Origin of the sequence: Pseudomonas cremoricolorata DSM 17059 = NBRC 16634 (assembly GCF_000425745.1) — a bacterium.
Lineage (GTDB): Bacteria > Pseudomonadota > Gammaproteobacteria > Pseudomonadales > Pseudomonadaceae > Aquipseudomonas > Aquipseudomonas cremoricolorata.
Window position 1 is genome coordinate 144,909 of the sequence record NZ_AUEA01000008.1, and the last position, 23,265, is coordinate 168,173.

The following is a 23,265-nucleotide window of genomic DNA, read 5'->3' on the forward strand; positions in this document are numbered from 1 at the left end:
ACGATGCCCGCCTACGAAGTGAAGAATGTCGCGACTACCGCCATCGCACCGCAGCGCCATCAAGCTCATTTGACGGACGTGTCGCTATTTCTGCTTTTCAGCGACACGTTCTGCCCTCATGTCGCTGCCAGCGACATGAGGGCAGAACGTGTACTCGGAAATGGGTTTTAGCGACATGAGCAGCCCACCGCGGAGATGAGAGTGGCTAAAACCCGTGCCTGATTGAAGCCTTACCAGCAAACCCGCAAGTGATAGGATGCGCTCCGATACTCAGCGCTCCAGAGTGCCAACCATGAAGTCTTACCAGCCCCCACTGACTATCACCCCACGCATACTCGCGCTGGTCGCCGACATCAGCGAGCAGGTCGGGGTGCTGACCGCCAGGCGCGAAGCGGCCATGGCCCCGCAGTTGCGGCGCGGCAACCGCATTCGCACCATCCAGGCCTCGCTGGCCATCGAAAACAATACCCTCGATGTCGAGCAAGTGACGGCTGTGCTGGATGGCAAACGTGTGCTTGGGCTGCCGCGGGAAATTCAGGAAGTGCGCAACGCCTTCCAGGCCTACGAAGCGATGCCGGGCTGGAATCCGGCGCAGTTGAACGACCTGCTGGCCGCGCATCGTCTGCTCATGCATGGCTTGATCGATGACGCGGGCCAACTGCGCAACAGCGGCGTTGGGATCTATCGAGAACAACGCCTGTTGCATATGGCCCCTCCCGCCAGTCGCTTGAGCTCGCTGATGCAGGATCTGCTGGGCTGGTTGGCGAGCAGTGACTGGCCGCCGTTGATCAACAGTTGTGTCTTCCACTACGAATTCGAGTTCATCCACCCCTTCGCTGATGGCAATGGGCGGATGGGACGGTTGTGGCAAACCTTGATTCTCAGCCGCTGGCGTCCGGTGCTAGCTTACCTGCCAGTGGAATCGGTGATCTGCGCCCGGCAGGAGGCTTACTACGCAGCATTGGCCTGCGCAGACCAGGCTGCTGAGGCCACGCCTTTCGTGGTATTCATGCTTGAAGCGCTGCAGCTGGCGCTGCGCGAGGCCAGCGACAGCGAGCACGTAACCGTACAAGTAAGCGACCAAGTAAACGTACAAGTAAGCGACCAAGTAGCGAAGCTGTTGGCCGTACTGACTCCTGGGGTTGCGTTCAAAGCCAGCGAACTGATGCAACGCCTTGGCCTGGTACACCGGGCGACGTTCAACAAGAACTACCTCAAACCCGCACTGGCCGCGGGCGTGATCGAGATGACCGATCCCGACTCGCCTCGCAGCCCTGCCCAGCAGTACCGTCGGGTGTGACCACAGCACTCATCCACCCGCAAGCCTTCCCCCGACTCACCCATCCAATCGAATTCCTGCTCCTCGTCACCACCCGCGTCACAGCCGTTGACGCAAACAGGCATGCCAATCGCGACATCTGACGCAATCGGATAACCGTCGTCGTAATCACGCAGCAACAAGACGTTCTCACGTAATTTCCCACAGGCCGAGGGGGCTTAAATGGACACCGAAATTCGCTGGCGCAGTGCCGGGTATAGCGTGTAGAACGTCAACAAAATCGCGTGAGTACTGCGTTAATCATTGTTCTGTAAGGAGAAATGTTCGCCTACGCCTGCCCGTCCTTTCCTGTGTCAGCAAAAAGAGAACAATATCAATGAACACCGTGGGATCTGATGGCAATGCCCTTGCGCAAGGGTTCAAGCCACGTCATGTAACGATGCTGTCGATTGCCGGCATCATCGGCGCCGGACTATTCGTCGGTTCTGGGCACGCCATCGCGGCAGCCGGCCCAGCCACCATCATTTCGTACTTCGTGGCCGGGACCTTGGTGGTTCTGGTCATGCGCATGCTCGGTGAGATGGCAGTGGCCCATCCCGACACCGGCTCGTTCTCCACCTACGCCGACCAGGCCATCGGCCGCTGGGCCGGCTACACCATCGGTTGGCTGTACTGGTGGTTCTGGGTGCTGGTGATTCCCATCGAAGCTCTGGCCGCCGGGCACGTGCTCAACGCCTGGTTCCCGCAGGTCGACAGCTGGATCTTCGCCCTCGCCTCGGTGCTGCTGCTGGCCTGCACCAACCTGTTCAGCGTGGCCAAGTACGGCGAGTTCGAGTTCTGGTTCGCGATTCTCAAGGTCACCGCGATTCTGGCCTTCATCGGCCTGGGCTTCTCGGCCCTGATGGGCTGGCTGCCAGACCGCGAAGTGAGCGGCCTGAGCACCTTGATCGCCGAGAAGGGCGGCTTCGCCCCCAATGGCTGGTCGGCGGTGATCGGCGCCTTCATCACCGTGATGTTCAGCTTCATCGGCACGGAAGCGGTGACCATCGCCGCCTCCGAGTCCAGCGACCCGTCGCGCAACATCGCCAAGGCCACGCGCTCGGTGATCTGGCGGATCAGCACCTTCTATATCCTGTCGATCTTCGTGATCATCTCCGTGGTGCCGTGGAACGACCCGCAACTGGCCGTGGTGGGTTCCTATCAGCGCGCGCTGGAAATCATGAACATCCCCCACGCCGCCTTCCTGGTCGACATGGTGGTGCTGGTCGCGGTCACCAGCTGCATGAACTCGTCGATCTACATCGCCTCGCGGATGATGTACTCGCTGGCCAAGCGCGGCGACGCCCCGGCCATGCTCAAGGGCACCAGCAAGGTCGGTGTACCGCGTGCAGCAGTGTTCGGCAGCACCCTGATCGGCGCCGGCATCGCAGTGCTCAACTACTTCGCACCCAAGGGCGTATTCGAGTTCCTGCTGGCCAGCTCGGGCGCTATCGCGCTGCTGGTGTACCTGGTCATCGCCATCTCGCAACTGCGCATGCGCCGTCGCCTTGAGCGCGAGAACACCGAGCTGAAGTTCCGCATGTGGCTGTTCCCGTACCTGACCTGGCTGGTGATCATCTTCATCAGCTGCGCCCTGGGCGTGATGATGTTCACCGAGGCGCACCGCGCCGAAGTCAGCGCCACCCTGGGCCTGGCCATCGTGATTTCCTTCCTCGGCATCGTCACCACCCGCAGCCATGCACGGCGTGCGGTAGGTGTGGGCTCGCTCGGCTGAGGTCGACGCGCTGTGCCTGACCTGCGAACGGCGGCTCGCCGTTCGCAGGTCAACCTTCCTGGCCGAACACGCTTCAAACGATGAAGATTTGCCTTACAGGCATTAGCGCCAACACCTCCCTTCGCTGCTAATTTTTCCTGCACCGGTTCGTTCTATAGGGACGACGCGTCCGCGCGTCTCCCGCCTCTGCAACCGGATGCCTCGACATGAACGCTGATCAATCCCTCACGCTCGCCGGCCGCTTCATCGGCCTGCCTCTGGACAAGCGCCGCACCTTCCTCGCGGCGCTGGAAAAGGAAGGGGTCAGCTTTCAGCAACTGCCGATTCCGGCAGGGGTCGAGGCGAGTGATCGGCATGCGCTGTCGTACGCCCAGCAGCGCATGTGGTTCCTCTGGGAGCTGGAGCCGGGCAGCGGCGCCTACAACCTGCCGGCAGCGGTACGGCTGACCGGCGCTCTGGATGTTGCGGTGCTCGAGCAGGCCTTCGCTGCGCTGGTCGAGCGCCACGAAACCCTGCGCACGGTGTTTCGCCGCGAGGCCGACGGGCAGGTGCAGCAGGTGCCGTTGCAGGCAGCGGTAAGCGTGCAGCAGCAGTCACTGGCACATCTGCATGACACCGAACGCGAACAGCAGGTCGTGGCGCAGGCCGAAGCCATGGCCGTGCAGCCGTTCGATCTGCTGAGCGGGCCGCTGCTGCGCATTCGCCTGTTGCACCTGGGCGATGACCAACATGTGCTGCTGCTGACCCTGCACCACATCGTCGCCGACGGCTGGTCGCTGGCGGTGCTCATCGATGAGTTCATCCGCGCCTACAGCGCGTTGCTTTGCGGCCGCCAACCCGAGTGGCCGGCGCTGCCGATCCAGTACCGCGACTACGCCCTGTGGCAGCGCCGCTGGCTGGAGGCCGGCGAACGCCAGCGCCAGCTCGACTACTGGCTGACGCAACTGGGCAACGAACACCCAGCGCTGGAGCTGCCCAGCGACCGCCCACGACCGGCCCAGCCCAGCTACCGCGGGCGGCGGCTGGCGTTGTCTGTCGAGCCTGCACTGGCCGAGCGACTGCGCGCCCTCTCGCGGCGCCAGGAGGTGTCGCTGTTCGTGGTCCTGCTCGGCGCCTTCAGCCTGCTGCTGCAGCGCTACAGCGGCCAGCACGACATCCGCATCGGCACGCCCATCGCCAACCGCAACCGCGCCGAGGTGGAAGGGCTGATCGGCTTCTTCGTCAACACCCAGGTGCTGCGCACCCGCATCGACAACCAGCAGTCGGTGACCGCCTTCCTCCAAGGCCTCAAGGCTGTAGTGCTCGGCGCCCAGGCCCATCAGGACCTGCCTTTCGAGCAACTGGTCGAAGCCCTGCAACTGCCCCGCGATGCCAGCCGCACGCCGCTGTTCCAGGTCATGTACAACCACCAGCCGCAGGTGAGCGACATCGCCAGCTACGCGCTGCCCGCCGGGCTGAGCCTGCAGCAGGTGCAGTGGCAGAGCAGCACCACGCAGTTCGACCTGACCCTCGACACCTTCGAGAAAGCCGGCGAACTGCATGCCGCGCTGACCTACGCCAGTGACCTGTTCGACGCTGCCAGCATCGCGCGCATGGGCCAGCACTGGACTGCACTGCTGCAAGGACTGGTGGAAGGTGACGAACGACGCCTGGCCGAGTTGCCGATGCTTGCGGCCGACGAGGCGCTGGCCACCGTGCGCGAGTGGAACCCCGCCGTGGGCGAGCACGCCGTGCAGCACTGCTTGCACCAGGTCATCGCCACGCAGGCCGAGCAGCGCCCCGAAGCTATCGCCATAACCGCTGCCGGCGCTTCACTGACCTACGCACAACTCGACCGTCGCGCCAACGCACTCGCTCACCGCCTGGTCGAGCAGGGCGCCGGCCCCGACGTGCTGGTGGGCCTGGCCGCCGAGCGCAGCCCGCAGATGCTGGTCGGCCTGCTGGCGATTCTCAAGGCCGGTGCGGCGTACGTGCCGCTCGACCCGGCGTATCCCCGCGAGCGGTTGACCTACATGATCGAAGACAGCCGCATGGCGCTGCTGCTTGGTCAGCCCCAGGTCGTCGAACGCCTGCCGCTGCCGGCGCAGTTGCCGGTGCTCAATCTCGACAGCGATGCCGAACGCGAAGATGCCCCGCAGGTGACGGTAAGCCCCGACAACCTGGCCTACGTCATCTACACCTCCGGCTCCACTGGTCAACCGAAAGGCACCTTGCTGACCCACCGCAACGTGCTGCGCCTGTTCGCGGCCACCGACGCCTGGTTCGGTTTCAATGAGCACGATGTGTGGACGCTGTTCCACTCCTTCGGCTTCGACTTTTCGGTGTGGGAAATCTTCGGCGCGCTGCTGCACGGTGGCCGCCTGCTGGTGGTCGAGCAGGACGTGGCCCGCTCGCCGCGCGAGTTCTATCAATTGCTTTGCGCCGAGCAGGTCACGGTACTGAACCAGACCCCTTCAGCGTTCAAGGCGCTGATGCAGGTGGCCTGCGTAGAGCCGGGTGAGCACGCTTTGCGTCAGGTGATCTTCGGCGGTGAAGCGCTGGACGTGAAAAGCCTGCGCCCGTGGTTCGAACGCTTCGGCGATCAGGCGCCGCAACTGGTGAACATGTACGGCATCACCGAAACCACCGTGCACGTCAGCTATCGCCCGCTGCACCTGGCGGATCTGGACGCCGAAGCCAGCAGCCCCATCGGCGCCCCGATCAACGACCTGAGCTGGTACCTGCTCGACGCCGATCTCAACCCGGTGGCGAAGGGTTGCATCGGTGAGCTGTACATCGGCCGCGCTGGGCTGGCGCGGGGGTATCTGAACCGCGGCGGCCTCAGCGCCACGCGCTTCATTCCCAACCCGTTCGAGGAAGCAGGCGCGCGCCTGTACCGCTCCGGCGACCTCGCCCGCTACCGTGCCGATGGCGGCATCGACTACATCGGTCGCATCGACCATCAGGTGAAAATCCGCGGCTTCCGCATCGAGCTGGGCGAGATCGAAGCGCAGTTGCTGGCCGATCCACAGGTCGGCAGCGTCGCGGTGCTGACCCACGGTGAAGGCGAGGCGCTGCAACTGGTCGCCTATGTGGTGCCGAACGATAAAGCGCTGCTGCACGCCGATGCCGACACCCAGGCCGCCACCCGCGAGCAGATCAAGGCGCGCCTGCGCGGCCCGTTGCCGGACTACATGGTGCCCGCCCACCTGCTGCTGCTGGAAAGCCTGCCGCTGACCACCAACGGCAAGCTCGACCGCACGGCCTTGCCGCAGCCCGACGCCAGCCTGCTGCAAGGCGCCTACGTCGCACCCCAAGGTCAGCTTGAGCAGGCCGTCGCCGAGGTCTGGGCCCAGGTGCTGCAGTTGCCGCAGATCGGCGCCGAGGATGATTTCTTTGCCTTGGGCGGGCACTCGCTGTTGGCCACGCAAGTGGTCTCGCGCCTGAGCCAGGCGCTTGGCCGGCCGGTGCCGCTCAAGGGCCTGTTCGAACACGCCACGTTGCGCGCCTTCGCCGCCAGCCTGGAGGTCGCCGATGCCAGCGTTGAAGCGCCGCTGCGTGCAGTCAACCGTGAACAGCCGTTGCCGTTGTCGTTCGCCCAGGAACGTCAGTGGTACCTGTGGCAGCTCGACCCGCAGAGCAGCGCCTATCACATTCCCAGCGCCTTGTTGCTGAGCGGCCCGCTGGATGTCACGGCGCTGGAGCAGGCCTTCAACTGCCTGCTCCAGCGCCACGAATCCCTGCGCACCACCTTCAGCCACGAGGGTGCGCAGCTGGTGCAGCGCATTGCCGAGGCGGCGCCGCTGCGCATTGCCGTGGAAACCCTGGCCGACCATGCCGAGCGCGGCACCTGGCTACAGGCCCAGGCCAGCCAGGTGTTCGACCTGGAGCACGGTCCACTGCTGCGCGTCGGGCTGCTGCGCGAATCGGCAGAGCAGCACGTGCTGGCGGTGACCCAACACCACATCGTCTCCGACGCCTGGTCGATGCAGCGCATGGTCGAGGAACTGCTGCACGCCTACGACGCCCTGCGCCAGGGCCGCACGCCAGACCTGCCGGCGCTGCCGGTGCAGTACGCCGACTACGCGGTGTGGCAACGCGAGCGCCTGGCGGCGGGTGAGGGCGAGCGGCAACTGGCCTACTGGCAGGGTCAATTGGGCAGCGATCACACGCCGCTGGAGCTGCCGCTGGATCGCCCGCGTCCGGCCCAGGCCAGTGGCCGTGGCGCCACGCTAGGGGTGGAACTGCCCGCCGCGCTGGTTCAGCGCCTCAGGGCCCTGGCTCAGCAGGAGGGCGCGACGCTGTTCATGCTGCTGCTGGCCTCCTGGCAGGTGCTGCTGCACCGCTATAGCGGTCAGGCGCAGGTGCGCGTCGGCGTGCCGGTGGCCAACCGTCAGCAGCTGGCGACCGAGGGCCTGCTGGGCTTCTTCGTCAATACCCAGGTGCTGCAAGCGCACATCGACCCGCAGATGCCGCTGCGCGCGTTGCTCGCCCAGGTGCGCCAGAGCGCAGTCGAGGCGCAGGCCCATCAGGACCTGCCCTTCGAACGTCTGGTCGAGGCGCTGCAACCGCAGCGCAGTCAGGCCCATCACCCACTGTTCCAGGTGCTGTTCAACCACCAGGCCGAGGCCCGGCAGCAGGCCGCGCAGCGTCAGCTGGGCGAGCTGCGCCTGCAAGGGCTGGCGCTGAGCGCCAGCAGCACGCAGTTCGACCTGATGCTCGATACCTTCGAATCGGCCCATGGCCTGCAAGCGCTGTTCACCTACGCCACCGAGCTGTTCGATGCCGCCAGCATCGAGCGTATGGCGCGGCACTGGCAGACGCTGTTGCAGGGCATGGTCGCCGCGCCTGAGCAACGCATCGGCGCACTGCCGCTACTGGATGACGCCGAGCGCAGTGCGACCTTGCTCGACTGGAACCCGCTGGTCGCCGACTACCCGGTGCCGCAGTGCCTGCACACAATCATCGCCACGCAGGCCGAGCAGCGCCCCGAGGCTATCGCCGTAACCGCCCCCGGCGCTTCACTGACCTACGCACAACTCGACTGCCGTGCCAACGCACTCGCTCACCGCCTGGTCGAGCAGGGCGCCGGCCCCGACGTGCTGGTGGGCCTGGCCGCCGAGCGCAGCCCGCAGATGCTAGTCGGCCTGCTGGCGATCCTCAAAACCGGTGCTGCCTACGTGCCGCTTGACCCGGCGTATCCGCGCGAGCGTCTGGCCTACATGATCGAAGACAGCCGCATGGCGCTGCTGCTCGGTCAGCCGCAGGTGATCGAACGCCTGCCGCTGCCGGCGCAGTTGCCGGTAGTGAACCTCGACAGCGATGGCGAACGCGAAGATGCCCCGCAGGTAACCGTCAGCCCGGACAACCTCGCTTATGTCATCTACACCTCCGGCTCCACCGGCCAACCGAAAGGCACCTTGCTGACCCATCGCAATGTGCTGCGCCTGTTCGCTGCCACCGACAGCTGGTTCGGCTTCGATGAGCACGACGTGTGGACGTTGTTCCATTCCTTCGGCTTCGATTTTTCGGTATGGGAAATCTTCGGCGCGCTGCTGCACGGTGGCCGCCTGCTGGTGGTCGAGCAGGACGTGACCCGCTCGCCGCGCGAGTTCTATCAACTGCTTTGCACCGAGCAAGTGACGGTACTGAACCAGACCCCCTCAGCGTTCAAGGCGCTGATGCAAGTGGCCTGCGCCGAGCCTGGCGAACACGCGTTGCGTCAGGTGATCTTCGGCGGCGAAGCGCTGGATGTGAAAAGTTTGCGCCCGTGGTTCGAGCGCTTCGGCGATCAGGCGCCGCAATTGGTGAACATGTACGGCATCACCGAAACCACCGTGCACGTCAGCTATCGTCCGTTGTGCTTGGCTGACCTCGATGCCGAAGCCAGCAGCCCCATCGGCGCACCGATCAATGACCTGAGCTGGTACCTGCTCGACGCCGACCTCAACCCAGTGGCCAAGGGCTGCATCGGCGAGCTGTACATCGGCCGCGCCGGGCTGGCGCGGGGGTATCTGAACCGCGGCGGCCTCAGTGCCACGCGCTTCATTCCCAACCCGTTCGATGGACAAGGCGGGCGCCTGTACCGCTCTGGTGATCTCGCCCGTTACCGCGCCGATGGCGGCATCGACTACATCGGCCGCATCGACCATCAGGTGAAAATCCGCGGCTTCCGCATCGAACTGGGCGAAATCGAAGCGCAGTTGCTGTCCGGTTCACAGGTCGGCAGCGTCGCGGTGCTGACCCACGGTGAAGGCGAGGCGCTGCAACTGGTCGCCTACGTGGTGCCGAACGATAAAGCGCTACTGTACGCCGATGCCGACACCCAGGCCGCCACCCGCGAGCAGATCAAGGCGCGCCTGCGCGGCCCGTTGCCGGACTACATGGTGCCCGCCCACCTGCTGCTGCTGGAAAGCCTGCCGCTGACCACCAATGGCAAGCTCGACCGCAAGGCCTTGCCGCAGCCTGACGCCAGCCTGCTGCAAAGCGCCTACGTGGCGCCGAACAGCGAGCTGCAGCAACGTCTGGCGGTGATCTGGCAGGACGTGCTGGGCGTCGAGCGGGTCGGCCTCGACGATGATTTCTTCGCCCTCGGCGGCCACTCGCTGCAACTGGTAATGCTGCTCTCGCGCATCCGCAGCGACCTGGGCGTAGAGCTGAAGATTCGCGACTTCCACGGCCTGCGCAGCCTCGGCGAACTTGCCACCTATTTGCAGCCCCACGCATCGACCCAGGCCCGCGACGCCGAGCTGGATCAGATCTTCGGCGTGCTCGATGAACTGGAGATGGACAATGTCTGAACACGCCGCGCGCAACCAGCAACTGGTCGAACGCATCCGCGGGCTGGGCGCCGACAAGCGCCGCCAGCTGTTCGCCAAGCTGCACGACATGGGCATCGAAGTCGCCCGCCTGCCCATCGTCCCGGCAGCGCCCGGTGAAGCGTTGCCGCTGTCGTTCGCCCAGCAGCGGCAGTGGTTCCTCTGGCAACTGGCGCCAAGCAGCAGCGCGTACCACATTCCCACCGCGCTGGTGCTCCACGGCGCGCTGGATGTCGAGCGCCTGCACGCCAGCTTCGCCGCACTGCTGGCCCGCCATGCCAGCCTGCGCACACGCTTCGTCGAGGCGCACGGTGAGGTCAGCCAAGTGGTCGACGCTGATGCAGCGCTGCACATCGAAGCCCTCAGCCTGGCGAGCGATAGCGCACCGCTGGAGCAGCGCCTGCGCGACTGCGTTGCCGAGTTCACCGCGCGTCCGTTCGACCTGGCCAACGGCCCGCTGCTGCGCGTGGGCCTGGCACCGATCAGCGCCGACCAGCACCTGCTGGTGCTGGTGTTGCAGCACATCGTCACCGACGGCTGGTCGATGGGCGTGATGGTCGAGGAACTGCTGGCGGCTTATCAGGGCGCGGCCCACACCCTGCCGGCGCTGCCGGTGCAATACAGCGACTTCGCCGCCTGGCAGCGGCAATGGATGGCGGCGGGCGAGGGCGAGCGTCAGCTGGCCTACTGGAAGGCCCAGCTCGGTGACCCCGAACAGGTGCTGGAGCTGCCCAGCGACCACCCGCGTCCGGCAGCCATCAGCCCTGCTGGCGCGCGGGTGCCGATCAGCCTGCCGGCGCCGCTGGTGAGCGGCTTGCGCCAGCTCGCGCGGGCCGAGGGCGTCAGCCTGTTCGTGCTGCTGCTGGCCTCGTTCCACACTTTGTTGCACCGCTACAGCGGCCAGGCCCAGGTGCGCGTCGGCGTGCCGGTAGCCAACCGCACGCGGCTGGAAACCGAGCGGCTGATTGGCCTGTTCGTCAACACCCAGGTGCTGGCCGCCCAGGTGCAGGGCGACGAGCCGTTCAGCACCCTGTTGCAGCGGGTCAGCCAGCAGGTACGCGAGGCCCAGGCGCACCAGGATCTGCCCTTCGAACACTTGGTCGAGGCCCTGGGCGTGACCCGCAGCCTCAGCCACAATCCGCTGTTCCAGGCCATGCACAACCACCAGGACGGCGTGCAGCAGGCGGCCACGTTGCAGCTGCCGGGGCTGCGCGTCGAGCCGTTGCAGTGGGACGCCGCCACCGCGCAGCTCGACCTGACCCTGGAAACCCAGGACGACGGCAGCACGCTACACGCTGCGCTGATCTACGCCAGCGACCTGTTCGAGCACGCGCGCATCGAAGCGATGGCCCAGCACTGGCTGAACCTGTTGCAGGGCATCGTCGCCAACCCGCACAGGCGGGTGGCTGAACTGCCGTTGCTCGATGCCGCGCAGTGCGCGTTGATCGTCGAGCAGTGGAATGCCACCGCCAGCGACCGCTACCCGCTGGACACCCCGGTGCAGCAACTCATCGAGCGCCAGGTGCAGGCCAGCCCCGAAGCGCCGGCGCTGCGCTTTGCCGGGCAGACCCTGAGCTACGCCGAACTCGACCAGCGCGCCAACCGCCTGGCCCGGCACTTGGTCAGCCTTGGCGTGGGCGCCGAAGTGCTGGTGGGCATCGCTGCCGAGCGCAGCGTGGAGATGGTCGTCGGCCTGCTGGCGATCCTCAAGGCCGGCGGCGCCTATGTGCCGCTCGACCCGGAATACCCCGAAGAACGTCTGGCCTACATGATCGACGACAGCGGCATCGCGCTGCTGCTGAGCCAGTCGCACCTGCGCCTGCCGTGTCCGGCCGGCGTCACCTGCCTGGCGCTGGATACCCTGGAACTGGACGAGCTTTCAGGCGCCGCGTTGAACGTCGAGGTGGACCCCGAGCAACTGGCCTACGTCATCTACACCTCAGGCTCCACCGGCAAGCCCAAGGGCGCCGGCAACCGCCACCGCGCGCTGACCAACCGCCTGTGCTGGATGCAGGAGGCCTACCGCCTGCAAGCCGGCGAGGTGGTGTTGCAGAAAACCCCATTCAGCTTCGATGTCTCGGTGTGGGAATTCTTCTGGCCGCTGCTCAGCGGCGCCTGTCTGGCCGTGGCCGGGCCGGGCGATCACCGTGACCCACGGCGGCTGATCGAGCTGATCGAGGCGTATCAGGTGAGCACCTTGCACTTCGTGCCGTCGATGCTGCAGATGTTTCTGCTCGACGAGCAGGTTGGCCGTTGCACCAGCCTGCGGCGCATCGTCTGCAGCGGTGAGGCGCTGCCGGTGGATGCCCAGGAACAGGTGCTGGCGCGCCTGCCGTGGACCGCGCTGTACAACCTCTATGGCCCCACCGAAGCGGCGATCGACGTCACCCACTGGACCTGCCGCGACGAAGGCCGCGACGCCGTGCCCATCGGCCAGCCGATCGCCAACCTGCAAACCTATGTGCTCGACGCCCAGTTGCAGGCCGTACCAGCCGGTGTGGTCGGTGAGCTATACCTGGGCGGCGAAGGCCTGGCGCGCGGTTATCACCGGCGCCCGGCCCTGACCGCCGAGCGTTTCGTCACCAGCCCGTTCGGTGCCGGCCAGCGTCTGTACCGCACCGGCGATCTGGCCAGCCAGCGCGCCGATGGCGTGATCGAGTACCGCGGGCGCATCGACCACCAGGTGAAGATTCGCGGCCTGCGCATAGAGCTGGGCGAAATCGAGGCGCGGCTGATGGAGCAGCACGCCGTGCGCGAAGCCGTGGTGCTGGCGCTCGACGGCGTGTTGGTGGCCTACGTGGTGCCCCGCCAGTGGCAGCCGGACGCCCAGCCGCAATTGCGCGAGGCCCTGCGTGAACCGCTGCGTCAGGCGCTGCCGGACTACATGGTGCCCAGCCAGTTGTTGTTCATCGAGCGCATGCCGCTCAGCCCCAACGGCAAGCTCGAACGCAAGGCCCTGCCGCGCCCCGAAGCAGGCGCCGCGCAGGCCCATTACGAGGCCCCGCGCGGTGAGCGCGAAGCGTGCCTGGCGGCGATCTGGCAAGACGTGCTCAAACGTCCGCAGGTGGGCCGCCGCGACAACTTCTTCGAGCTGGGCGGCGATTCGATTCTGTCGATTCAGGTGGTCAGCCGCGCACGCCAGGCCGGCCTGAACTTCAGCCCCAAAGAGCTATTCCAGCACCAGACCGTACAAGCCCTGGCGGCGGTGGCGGTGAGCGCTGCGCCAAGCGTGCAGATCGACCAGCGCCCGCTCAGCGGCGACACGCCGTTGCTGCCGTTCCAGCACTGGTTCTTCGACACCATCCAAACCAGCCCGCAGCAGTGGAACCAGTCGCTGCTGCTGACCCCGCGTCAGCCCATCGATGCCACGGCCCTGGAGCGCGCCTTGCAGGCGCTGCTGCGCCAGCACGATGCCTTGCGCCTGCGTTTCAACGCCGGGCGCGGCCACTTCGCCGCGCCCGAGGCCGAGCCTGCCGCGCTGCTGTGGCAGGAGACGGTGGCCGATGACACTGCCCTGAACGTGGCCGCCGAGCGCGCCCAGCGCAGCCTCGATCTGGCCCACGGGCCGCTGCTTCGCGCGCTGCTGGCCACCCGCGCCGATGGCAGCCAGCGCTTGCTGCTGGTGATCCACCACCTGGCGGTGGACGGGGTGTCGTGGCGGGTGCTGCTCGAAGACCTGCACGCGGCGTATCGCCAGCAAGCGCTGCCGGCCAAGACCCATTCGCTCAAGGCCTGGGCCGAGCACTTGCAGGCCGCGGCGCAGTCGCCGCGCCTGGAGCAGCAGTTGCCGTACTGGCAGGCTCAGGCGCTGGACCTGGATTTGCCTGAGGCGCGTTCTGGCGCAAGCCTGTGCAACCGCGAGGCGCGCAGCGCGCAGACGCGGCTGTCCGCCGAACTGACCCAGCGCCTGCTGCAACAGGCGCCCGCGGCCTATCGCAGCCAGGTCAACGACCTGCTGCTGACCGCCCTGGCGCGGGTCATCGCCGACTGGAGCGGCTGCGACGAGGTGGCGGTGCTGCTCGAAGGCCATGGCCGCGAGCAACTGGGCGCCGAGTTCGACCTGACCCGCAGCGTCGGCTGGTTCACCAGTTTCTATCCACTCAGGTTACCCGTGGCTGGTGAGCTGGGCGCCTCACTGCGGCAAATCAAGGAGCACCTGCGCAGCGTGCCGGACAACGGCGTCGGCTATGCCGCCCTGCGTTACCTGGGCAGCCCCGAGACCCGTGCGACGCTGGCTGCGCAGCCGTTGCCACGCATCACCTTCAACTACCTCGGCCAGCTCGATGGCAGCTTCGCCGGCGATGCTGCGCTGTTCGTTCCGGCCAGTGAGCCGCGCGGCCAGGAGCAGGACGCCGATGCGCCGCTGGGCAACTGGCTGACCCTCAATGGCCAGGTGTACGGCGGCGAGCTGCTGGTGGACTGGCAGTACAGCGCGCAGATGTTCGAGCAGCACACCGTGCAGCGTCTGGCGAGCGCCTACGAGCAGGCGCTGGGCGAACTCATCGAACATTGCTGCGCTGCCGGCAGCGGCAGCCTGACCCCCTCGGACGTGCCGCTCGCCGGCCTCGACCAGGCCGCCCTCGACCGCTTGCAGCTCGATCCACGCCAGGTGCAAGACCTCTACCCGCTGTCGCCGATGCAGCAGGGCATGCTGTTCCACAGCCTGTACCAGCCGGGCGATGGCGCCTACATCAACCAGCTTTCGGTGGCGGTAGATGGCCTTGACCCCGAGCGTCTGCGCGGCGCCTGGCAGGCCGCGCTGGACGCCCACGACAGCCTGCGCAGCGCTTTCATCGAAGGCGAACGGCCGCTGCAAGTGGTGCAGCGCCACTGCACGCTGCCGTTCGCCGTGGATGACTGGCGCGATCGCCCAGACCAGGCTGATGCACTGGCGGCGCTGAGCGAGCGCCTGCGCCTGCAAGGCTTCGACCTGCGCCGCGCGCCGCTGCTCGACCTGCGCCTGCTGCGCCTGAGCGATGAGCGTTATCAACTGCTGTTCACCTGCCATCACCTGCTGCTCGACGGCTGGAGCAACGCGCAGTTGCTCAGCGAAGTGTTGCAGCGCTACCACGGCGTCGCGGTGCTAGCGCCGCTTGGCCGCTACCGCGACTACATCGCCTGGCTGGCCGGGCGTGATGCCCAGGCCACCGAGCAGTTCTGGCGCGAGCAGCTGCAAACGCTGGATGCGCCGACGCGGCTGGCGGCCGCCTTGCCGTCGGTGGGCGGTGCCGAGCATGCCCATGGGCAGCATCTGCGCCAGCTGGACGCCGCTGCCTGCGAGCGGCTCAACGCCTTCGCCCGGCAGCACAGCGTCACCCTCAACAGCGTGGTGCAGGCCGCGTGGGCCTTGCTCTTGCAGCGCTACACCGGGCAATCCACGGTGGCCTTCGGCGCCACCGTGGCCGGCCGCTCGGCGCCGCTGCCAGGCATCGAGACTCAGGTAGGGCTGTTCATCAACACCTTGCCGGTGATCGTCAGCCCCAAGGGCGAGCAGAGCCCGGCAGCGTTCCTGGCCGCTGTGCAGGCCTACAACCTGGGGCTGCGCGAGCACGAGCACACGCCTTTGTTCGACATCCAGCGCTGGGCCGGGCAGGGCGGTGAAGGGCTGTTCGACACCTTGCTGGTGTTCGAGAACTACCCGGTGGCCGAGGCCCTGCAACAAGGCGCCGGCGCCGGCCTGCGCTTCGGCGCGGTGCGCACCCAAGAGCAGACCAGCCTGCCGCTGACCCTGCTGGTGGGCGTAGAGGCGGGCATCAGCCTGCACTTCCAGTACCACGCCGAACAGTTCAGCGCCGCGCAGGTCGAGGCGATTGCCGTGCATCTGCTGCAACTGCTCGAGGGCTTGGTGCAGCAGCCAGCAGCCTTGGGCGAACTGGGCCTGCTCAGCGCCACCGAGCGCCAGCGCATGCTGCTTGAATGGAACGCCGAGGCCAGGCCTTCGGTGCCGGCGCGTTGCATCCACGGCTACATCGCCGAGCGCGCCAGCGAACAACCTGAGCACTTGGCGGTGATCGATGGCGAACAACAGCTGAGCTACGCCACCCTGGAGCAACGCGCCAACCGCCTGGCGCAGCGCCTGGTCGGCATGGGTGTCGGCCCGGAAGTGCGTGTGGCGGTGGCCTTGCCGCGCTCCAGCGACCTGCTGGTGGCCTTGCTCGGCGTGCTCAAGGCAGGCGGCGCCTACGTGCCGCTCGACCCTGATTACCCGGCAGAACGCCTGGCCTACATGCTCGCCGACAGCCGCGCTCAGGTACTGATCAGCCAGCAGGCGGTGCGGGCGGGGCTTGCGCTGGATGCCGGGCTGCAGGTGCTCGACCTGCAGCCTGGCGAGGCCTGGCTGGCCGACTACCCGGCCTGTGCGCCGCACACCGCAGTCACCCCGGACAACCTCGCCTACGTCATCTACACCTCCGGCTCCACCGGCCTGCCCAAAGGCGTGGCCATCACCCACCGCAACGTCCAGGCGCTGCTCGACTGGTCGCAGCAGGCGTTCAGTCGCGATGACCTGCAAGGTGTGCTGGCCGCCACCTCGGTGTGCTTCGACCTGTCGGTGTGGGAGATCTTCATCACCCTGGCCAGCGGCGGCTTCCTGGTGCTGGCGCGTAACGCTCTGGCGCTGCCAGAGCTGCCGGCTCGCGAACGCGTGCGCTTGATCAACAGCGTGCCGTCGGCCCTGGCCGCACTGCTGCGCGCAGGCCAGGTGCCGGCCAGCGTGCGCATCATCAACCTGGCCGGCGAGCCGCTCAAGCAGGGGCTGGTCGAGGGGCTTTACCAACTGCCGGGGGTAGAACAGGTCAACGACCTCTACGGCCCTTCGGAAGACACCACCTATTCCACCTGGAGCCTGCGCAAGGTCGGCGGCACGGCGAGCATCGGCCGGCCATTGCCGGGCACCGGCAGCTACCTGCTGGGCGACGACCTGCAACCGGCGCCGCTGGGTGTCGGCGCCGAGCTGTACTTGTCGGGCGCAGGCCTGACCCGCGGCTACCTGGGCCGGCCGGGGTTGACCGCCGAGCGTTTCGTGCCCAATCCGTTCGGCACACCCGGCGAGCGCCTGTACCGCACCAGCGACCTGACCCGTTACCGCGCCGACGGCGTGCTGGAGTACCTCGGCCGGGTCGACCATCAGGTGAAGATTCGCGGTTTCCGCGTCGAACTGGGCGAAATCGAGGCGCGCCTGCTGGCCTTGCCCGAGGTGCGCGAGGCCGCCGTGCTGGCCTGCGAACTGCAAGGCGGCGTGCAACTGGTGGCCTACCTGGCAGCTCAGGGTGTGGATGCCGAGGCAGCGCAACAGACGGGCCTTGGCGCGACGCTCAAGGCGCGTCTGGCCGAGCAATTGCCGGGCTACATGGTGCCGGCCTTCATCGTCTGGCTGCCGGCGCTGCCGCTGACGCCCAACGGCAAGCTCGAGCGCAAGGCCCTGCCGGCTCCGCAGGCCGAGGTGCAGTCGGCCACGCGGCGCGCGCCGCACAGCGCCTTGCAACGCCAGCTGGCCGAGGTCTGGCAGCAAGTGCTCGAGCTGCCTGAGGTGGGCCTGGACGATCAGTTCTTCGAGCTCGGCGGCCACTCGCTGCTGGCGACCCAGGTGATCGCCCGGCTGCAAACGCAGTTGCCGCAGCCGGTGAGCCTGCGCGACCTGTTCCAGTATCCGCGCCTGGAAGATTTTGCCGCGCAGTTGCAGGCACGCAGCGCTGAGGTGCAGACGCAACTGCCGCAACTGAGCGCCGCAGGTGCCGAGGCCGGTGCAGTGCTGTCGCTGGCGCAGCGGCGGCTGTGGGTGGTCGAGCAACTGTCCGGCGCCAGCGGCGCCTACGGCATGCCACTGGCGCTGCGTCTGCACGGTGAGTTGCAGGTGCCGTTGCTGCGCGAAGCACTGGCCGAGGTGATGCGTCGCCACGACGTACTGCGCACGGCCTACATCGCCGACGACGAAGGCGATCCGCAGGCAGTGGTGCAGGCGTCGGTGAGTGTCGATTTGCCGCTGCACGACCTCACCGACCTGAGCCGCGCCGAACAGGAATCAGCGGTGGCCGAAGCGGTGCTGGACAACGCCAGCACGCCGATCAGCCTGCTGCTGGCGCCGCTGCTGCGTGGCCGGGTGCTGCGCCTGGGGGCGCGCGAACACGTGGTGCTGTATGCCATGCACCACATCATTTCCGATGGCTGGTCGATGTCGCTGCTGGTCAATGAACTGGTCGAACTCTATGGCCAGCTGCGTGATGGCCAGCCGGCGCGTCTCGAACCGTTGCCGGTGCAGTACAGCGACTACGCCCGTTGGCAGCTGGCGATGCAGCAGCAGGGCGTGCTGGCGGCACAGGGCGATTACTGGCGTCAGGCGCTGGCAGGCAACTCCGGTTCGCTCAGCCTGCCCAGCGATCAGCCGCGCAGTACGCGGGCAAGCGGCGCCGGGGCCGATCTGCCCGTGCACCTCGATGCTGCCCTGGTGAGTGGCCTGCAGGCGCTCGCCGGGCAGGCCGGCACCACCCTCTACAGCGTGCTGCTGGCGGCCTTCCAACTGCTGCTGCACCGCGCCAGCGCCAGCGATGACGTGCTGGTCGGTGCCGACGTTGCCGGGCGTCCGCGCGCCGAGCTGGAGCGCTTGATCGGCTTCTTCGTCAACATCCTGCCGCTGCGCTCGCGCTACGCCGCCGAGCAGCCGCTGCGCGACTACCTGAGCGTCACTGCCGCCACCGCGCTGGACGCCTTCGAACACCAGGACCTGCCCTTCGACATGATCGTCGAGGCCGCGGGGGTGGCGCGTCAGCGTGGGGTCAACCCATTGGTGCAGGTGTTGTTCGTGATGAACAACCTGCCGGTGCGCGACAGCAGCCTCGATGCGCTGAAGGTCGAGGTGCTGCCGGCGCTGAGCAGTTATTCGAAATTCGACATGGCCCTGTTCCTCGACCAGGACGGTGACGGCCTGCGCGGCACCTGGCAGTACGCCAGCGAGCTGTTCAGCGCCGAGCGCGTACGCGCCCTGGCCACGGACTGGATCGGTCTGTTGCAGCAGATGCTGCGTGAGCCGGACATCAGACTAGGAGACCTCAAGATGAGCACCGATACCGCCGCCGCCGTCGCTCTTTCGACCCCTGCCGCAGCGACCCCTGCCGCGGCGCCTGCGCGGTCGAAGATGGACAAGCTGGGCGCATTCCTGAAAAAGCCCAAATCGGTCGAGCCGCGCAGCGCCGTGGCCGTGCGCGAATCGTTGCTGGCGGCGCCGCAGGTGTTCCCTTTGCTGATCGAACCCAACGACCCGGGCCTGGACCTGGTGGCCTGGGTGCAGGACAACCGCGCCTGGATGGAAGAAAAGCTCTCGCGCCACGCCGGCCTGCTGTTCCGCGGCTTCGCCATGCACGATATCCACGCTTTCGAGGCCTTCGCCGAGGCGGTGCAACCGGGGCTTTACGGCAAGTACGGCGACCTGCCGAAGAAGGAGGGCGGCAAGAACACCTACCGCTCGACGCCGTACCCCGAGAACAAGATGATCCTGTTCCACAACGAGAGCTCGCACCAGGACACCTGGCCGCGCAAGCAGCTGTTCTTCTGCGAGCAGCCCTCGCCAGTCGGTGGCGCCACCCCGGTGGTGGACTGCCGGCTGATGTACCAGCGTCTGCCGGAAGCGGTGCGTGACACCTTCGAGCGCAAGGGCCTGCTGTACGTGCGCACCTTCGCCAGCAACCTCGACGTGTCGTGGCAGCACTTCTTCAAGACCGACGACCGCGCCGAGGTCGAGGCCCGTTGCCGCGCCGCCGGCATCCAGTGGACCTGGTTCGACCACGACGAACTGCAGATCCGCACACCGTGCCCTGCGATCATTCGCCACCCGGTGACCGGCGAGAAGACCTTCTTCAACCAGGTGCAACTGCACCACATCCATTGCCTGGACGCCGACGTGCGCGACGACCTGCTGGCGCTGTTCGGCGCCGAGCGTATGCCGCGCCACGTCTACTACGGCGACGGCACGCCGATCGACGACGCCACCATGACCCTGGTCGGTGAGCTGTACGAAGCCTGTGCGGTGCGCTTCGACTGGCGCAAGGGCGATGTGATCCTGCTCGACAACATGCTCGCCGCCCACGCCCGCGACCCCTTCGAGGGGCCACGCAAGATCGTCGTGGCGATGGGCGAGATGGTCGAGCGCCATTCCCTGGCGCAGGCGCCCAGCGCCGCGCCGCTGACTCAAGAGGCTGACGCATGAGTGACATCGACCTGCAACATCTTGGCGCTGGCCTGCCCCTGCTGGCCGAGCAACAGCACTGGAGCGATCCGGCCCATGGCGCCGCCGGCCTGCACCTGCTGCGCATCGACATCGCCGGCGAGCTGCATCAGCCGGCCCTGCAGGCGGCGCTGAACGACCTCGCGCTGCGCCAGCAGGTGCTGACCAGCGCCATCGCCGCCGTGCCCGGCTACCACGGCCAGCGCCAGTTCCCCGCTGCGCGTGCAGCACAGGTGCCGCTGAGCGTAGAGGACGGCGCCTCAGCCGAGGACCTTGCCGCGTGGCTGGCGCATGCGGCCCAAGGTGGGCGCATCGCGGCGCTGTTGCAGCGGCTAGACGATCGTTGGCAGCTGACCTTGGCGCTGCCCAGGGCGCTGGTGGATGCCGGCAGCCTCGGCGTGCTGGCCGAGCAGTTGTACGAGGCCTACCGGCAAGGCCCGGCGGGTGCCGATGACGAGCTGGGTCAGTTCGAGCAGTACCTGCAATGGCGTGCCGAGGTGGTGCTCGACGAAGACGCAGGCCAGGCCGCGCAGTACTGGCAGGCGCATCTGGGCAACCCGGCCGTTGCCGTGCCGCACCTGCCGTACCGGCGCAGCGGTGCAGGTGCCGCTGAAACGGGTGTGGCCGAAGTTCAGACTCGGGTGGGCGACGAGTTGCGTGAGGCCATCGAGGCCTTGGCCGGCGCCCAGGGCGTCAGCGCCGACAGTGTGCTGCAAGCGGCCTGGTGGCTGCTGCTGGCACGGATCAGCGGCCGCTCGGCACTGATCGCTGGCTGGCGCCATGATGGCCGCAGCGATTACGCGTTCTTCGAGCAGACCTTGGGCCTGTTCGAGAAAACCCTGCCGCTGCACCTGCCGCTGGATCTGCAACGCCCGTTCGATCAATGCCTGGCGCAGCTGGCCGCAGTGCTCGACGCGCACCGCACCTGGCAGGAGTACTGCCCAGACAGCATTCGCGCCACCCCACCCAGCCACAGCTTTGCCGTACGCTGCCTGCCTGGCAGCGATCAGGCGGGGCTCGCGCGCTGGACCGTGCAGGTGCCTGCGAGCCTGGAGCCGGGCATCGAACTGGCCTTGCAGGTGGGCCTGGACGGCAGCGGCGCGGTACAGGCGTTGCAGCTCACCTACCTCAGCCAGCACTACAGCGCCGCCGCCATGGCCGGGCTGCTGGCGCAATATCAGGTGCTACTGCGCGGCATCGTCGCCGCACCGGCCACGGCCGCTGGCGACCTGCCGCTGCTGGGCGATGCCGAGCGCAGCCGCCTGCTGGCGCTCAACCCGCCCAGCGCCGCCCTCGACCCACGCCTGAACCTGGCCGAGCGCATTCGCGACTGGGCTGAATCGACCCCCGATGCCGCAGCGCTGGTCAGCGCCGCGCAGACCCTGAGCTACGCCGAGCTGGAGCAGCAGGTGCAGCACCTCGCCGCGCACATGGCCGCGCAAGGCGTTGTGCGCGGCCAGCGCGTGGCCCTGGCGCTGCCGCGTTCGGCGCACTGGCTGGTGGCGGCGCTGGCGAGCTGGCGTCTTGGCGCCGCGTGGCTGGCCCTCGACCCGCAGTGGCCCGCTGCGCGCCTGGCGTTGCTGCTGGAGCAGGCCGGCGCGGCGCTGCTGGTCAGCGAGCAGCCGCTGGAACTTGAGATCGCCCAGTTGCACCTGGCCGGGCTGGATCTCAGTCACGCACCAGCCGCCTTGCCCGAGCAGCCCGCACTGATAGCCAGCGATCTTGCCTACGCGCTGTTCACTTCCGGCTCCACCGGCACACCCAAGGCGGTGGCCGTCGAGCACGGCGCGCTGTTCAACTACGTTGCCGCCGCCAGTGCCGCGCTCGATCTGGCGAGCTGCCGTCATTTCGCCTTCAGCGCCAGCACTGTGGCCGACCTGGGCCATACCAGCCTGTTCGGCGCGCTGTACCACGGCGCCACGTTGCACCTGGCCGATGACGCCACGCTGCAGGACGCCAATGCCTTCGCCGGATTCATCCGCGAACAGGCCATCGACTGCCTGAAAATCGTCCCCTCGCACCTGGCCGCTTTGCTCGACACCCAAGCGCCGGCGCTGCCCGCCACTCTGGTGCTGGGCGGCGAAGCACTGCCGCCCGCTTTGGCTGAACGACTACTGCATTTGCGCCCCGAGATGCGCCTGTTCAACCATTACGGCCCGAGCGAAAGCACCGTCGGCGTGGCCGTGCACCACGTCACCCTCGACGACCTCGACGCCGCGGCACTGCCGCTCAGCCAAGTGCTGGCCAATAACCAGTTGCTGGTGCTCGACGCCCAGCGGCGCCTGGTCGCCAGCGGCGAGTTGGGCGAGCTGTACATCGGCGGCGCCCAGCTGGCGCGCGGCTACCTCAATGCCCCCGACGCCCAAGCGCAGGCCTTCATCGAGCACCCGTGGCTGCCCGGCCAGCGCCTGTACCGCAGCGGCGACCTGGCGCGTTATCGCCCCGAAGGCGGCATCGTGCTGTACGGGCGCGCCGACCAGCAGGTCAAACTGCGTGGCTTCCGCGTAGAACTTGCAGAAATCGAAGCGCAACTGGCGGGGTTGGCAGGCGTCAGCGAAGCGGCGGTGGTGCTCGATGCCCAGCACGAACCGCTGGCCTTGGTCACCGCGCTGGGCGCTGCGCCGGCTGACCTCGGCGAGTCGCTCAAGGCCCAGTTGCAGCAGCGCCTGCCCGCGGTGATGGTGCCGCGTCAGGTGCACGTACTGGCGCAGATGCCGCGTCTGGGCAATGGCAAGATCGACCGCAAGGCCCTCGCCAGCCTGGATCTGAGCGCGGCGCAGCAGCCCTATGTGGCCCCGCGCGACGCCTTGGAGAACATCCTCGCCGGGCGCATGGCGCAACTGCTCGGCAGCGAGCGGCTAAGCGTCGAGCAGGACTTCTTCGCCGCCGGCGGCCACTCGCTGCTGGTGATCAAGCTGGTGGCCGGCATCCGCAAGCTGCTGCACTGCGACGTGCACCCAGGCGTGGTCTTCGACAACCCCAGCCCCGCCGCCCTGGCCCAGGCCCTGCGCTTGCAGGAAAGCGCCCCCGGGCAGCTGGAAAAACTCGCCACCGCCCGCCTGCGGCTGGAAGCGATGAGCCCTGAAGAGAAGGCGCGCTTGTTGGAGAAGGCGCAGCCGTTGGGGTGAGTGGCTGGGCTTGATGGGCGACCGACGTTCATGCAATGGCGTCGGTCGTCTTGAGCGATCATGCCAGCGTT

Annotated in this window: 5 protein-coding genes; all 5 read left to right on the forward strand. The window is 67.4% G+C overall.

The window, feature by feature from the left end:
- Nucleotides 1-292 precede the first annotated feature (292 nt).
- The 5 genes from H618_RS0110760 (at nucleotide 293) to H618_RS0110780 (ending at nucleotide 23,194) form a co-directional block, all read left to right on the forward strand.
- On the forward strand, nucleotides 293-1,300 hold the full coding sequence (locus tag H618_RS0110760; RefSeq protein WP_028695074.1) for a Fic family protein: 1,008 nt from the start codon (nucleotides 293-295) through the stop codon (nucleotides 1,298-1,300).
- Nucleotides 1,301-1,655: 355 nt separating this feature from the next.
- On the forward strand, nucleotides 1,656-3,053 hold the full coding sequence (gene gabP / locus H618_RS0110765; protein ID WP_028695075.1) for a GABA permease: 1,398 nt from the start codon (nucleotides 1,656-1,658) through the stop codon (nucleotides 3,051-3,053).
- 206 nt (nucleotides 3,054-3,259) lie between these two features.
- On the forward strand, nucleotides 3,260-9,832 hold the full coding sequence (locus H618_RS21575) for a non-ribosomal peptide synthetase (protein WP_050577287.1): 6,573 nt from the start codon (nucleotides 3,260-3,262) through the stop codon (nucleotides 9,830-9,832).
- On the forward strand, nucleotides 9,825-20,048 hold the full coding sequence (locus H618_RS0110775) for a non-ribosomal peptide synthetase (RefSeq protein ID WP_028695076.1): 10,224 nt from the start codon (nucleotides 9,825-9,827) through the stop codon (nucleotides 20,046-20,048). The genes H618_RS21575 and H618_RS0110775 overlap by 8 nt, the downstream gene beginning before the upstream one ends.
- Nucleotides 20,045-23,194, forward strand: coding sequence for a non-ribosomal peptide synthetase (locus H618_RS0110780; protein WP_028695077.1), 3,150 nt, complete (start codon nucleotides 20,045-20,047; stop codon nucleotides 23,192-23,194). Before H618_RS0110775 ends, H618_RS0110780 begins: the two co-directional genes overlap by 4 nt.
- Nucleotides 23,195-23,265 lie beyond the last annotated feature (71 nt).

Excerpts from the sequence above, each read along its gene's own strand:
- H618_RS21575 (WP_050577287.1), top strand. The coding sequence starts at position 3,260 with ATGAACGCTGATCAATCCCTCACGCTCGCCGGCCGCTTCATCGGCCTG.
- H618_RS0110780 (WP_028695077.1), top strand. The coding sequence starts at position 20,045 with ATGAGTGACATCGACCTGCAACATCTTGGCGCTGGCCTGCCCCTGCTG.
- H618_RS0110760 (WP_028695074.1), top strand. The coding sequence starts at position 293 with ATGAAGTCTTACCAGCCCCCACTGACTATCACCCCACGCATACTCGCG.
- H618_RS0110775 (WP_028695076.1), top strand. The coding sequence starts at position 9,825 with ATGTCTGAACACGCCGCGCGCAACCAGCAACTGGTCGAACGCATCCGC.
- gabP (WP_028695075.1), top strand. The coding sequence starts at position 1,656 with ATGAACACCGTGGGATCTGATGGCAATGCCCTTGCGCAAGGGTTCAAG.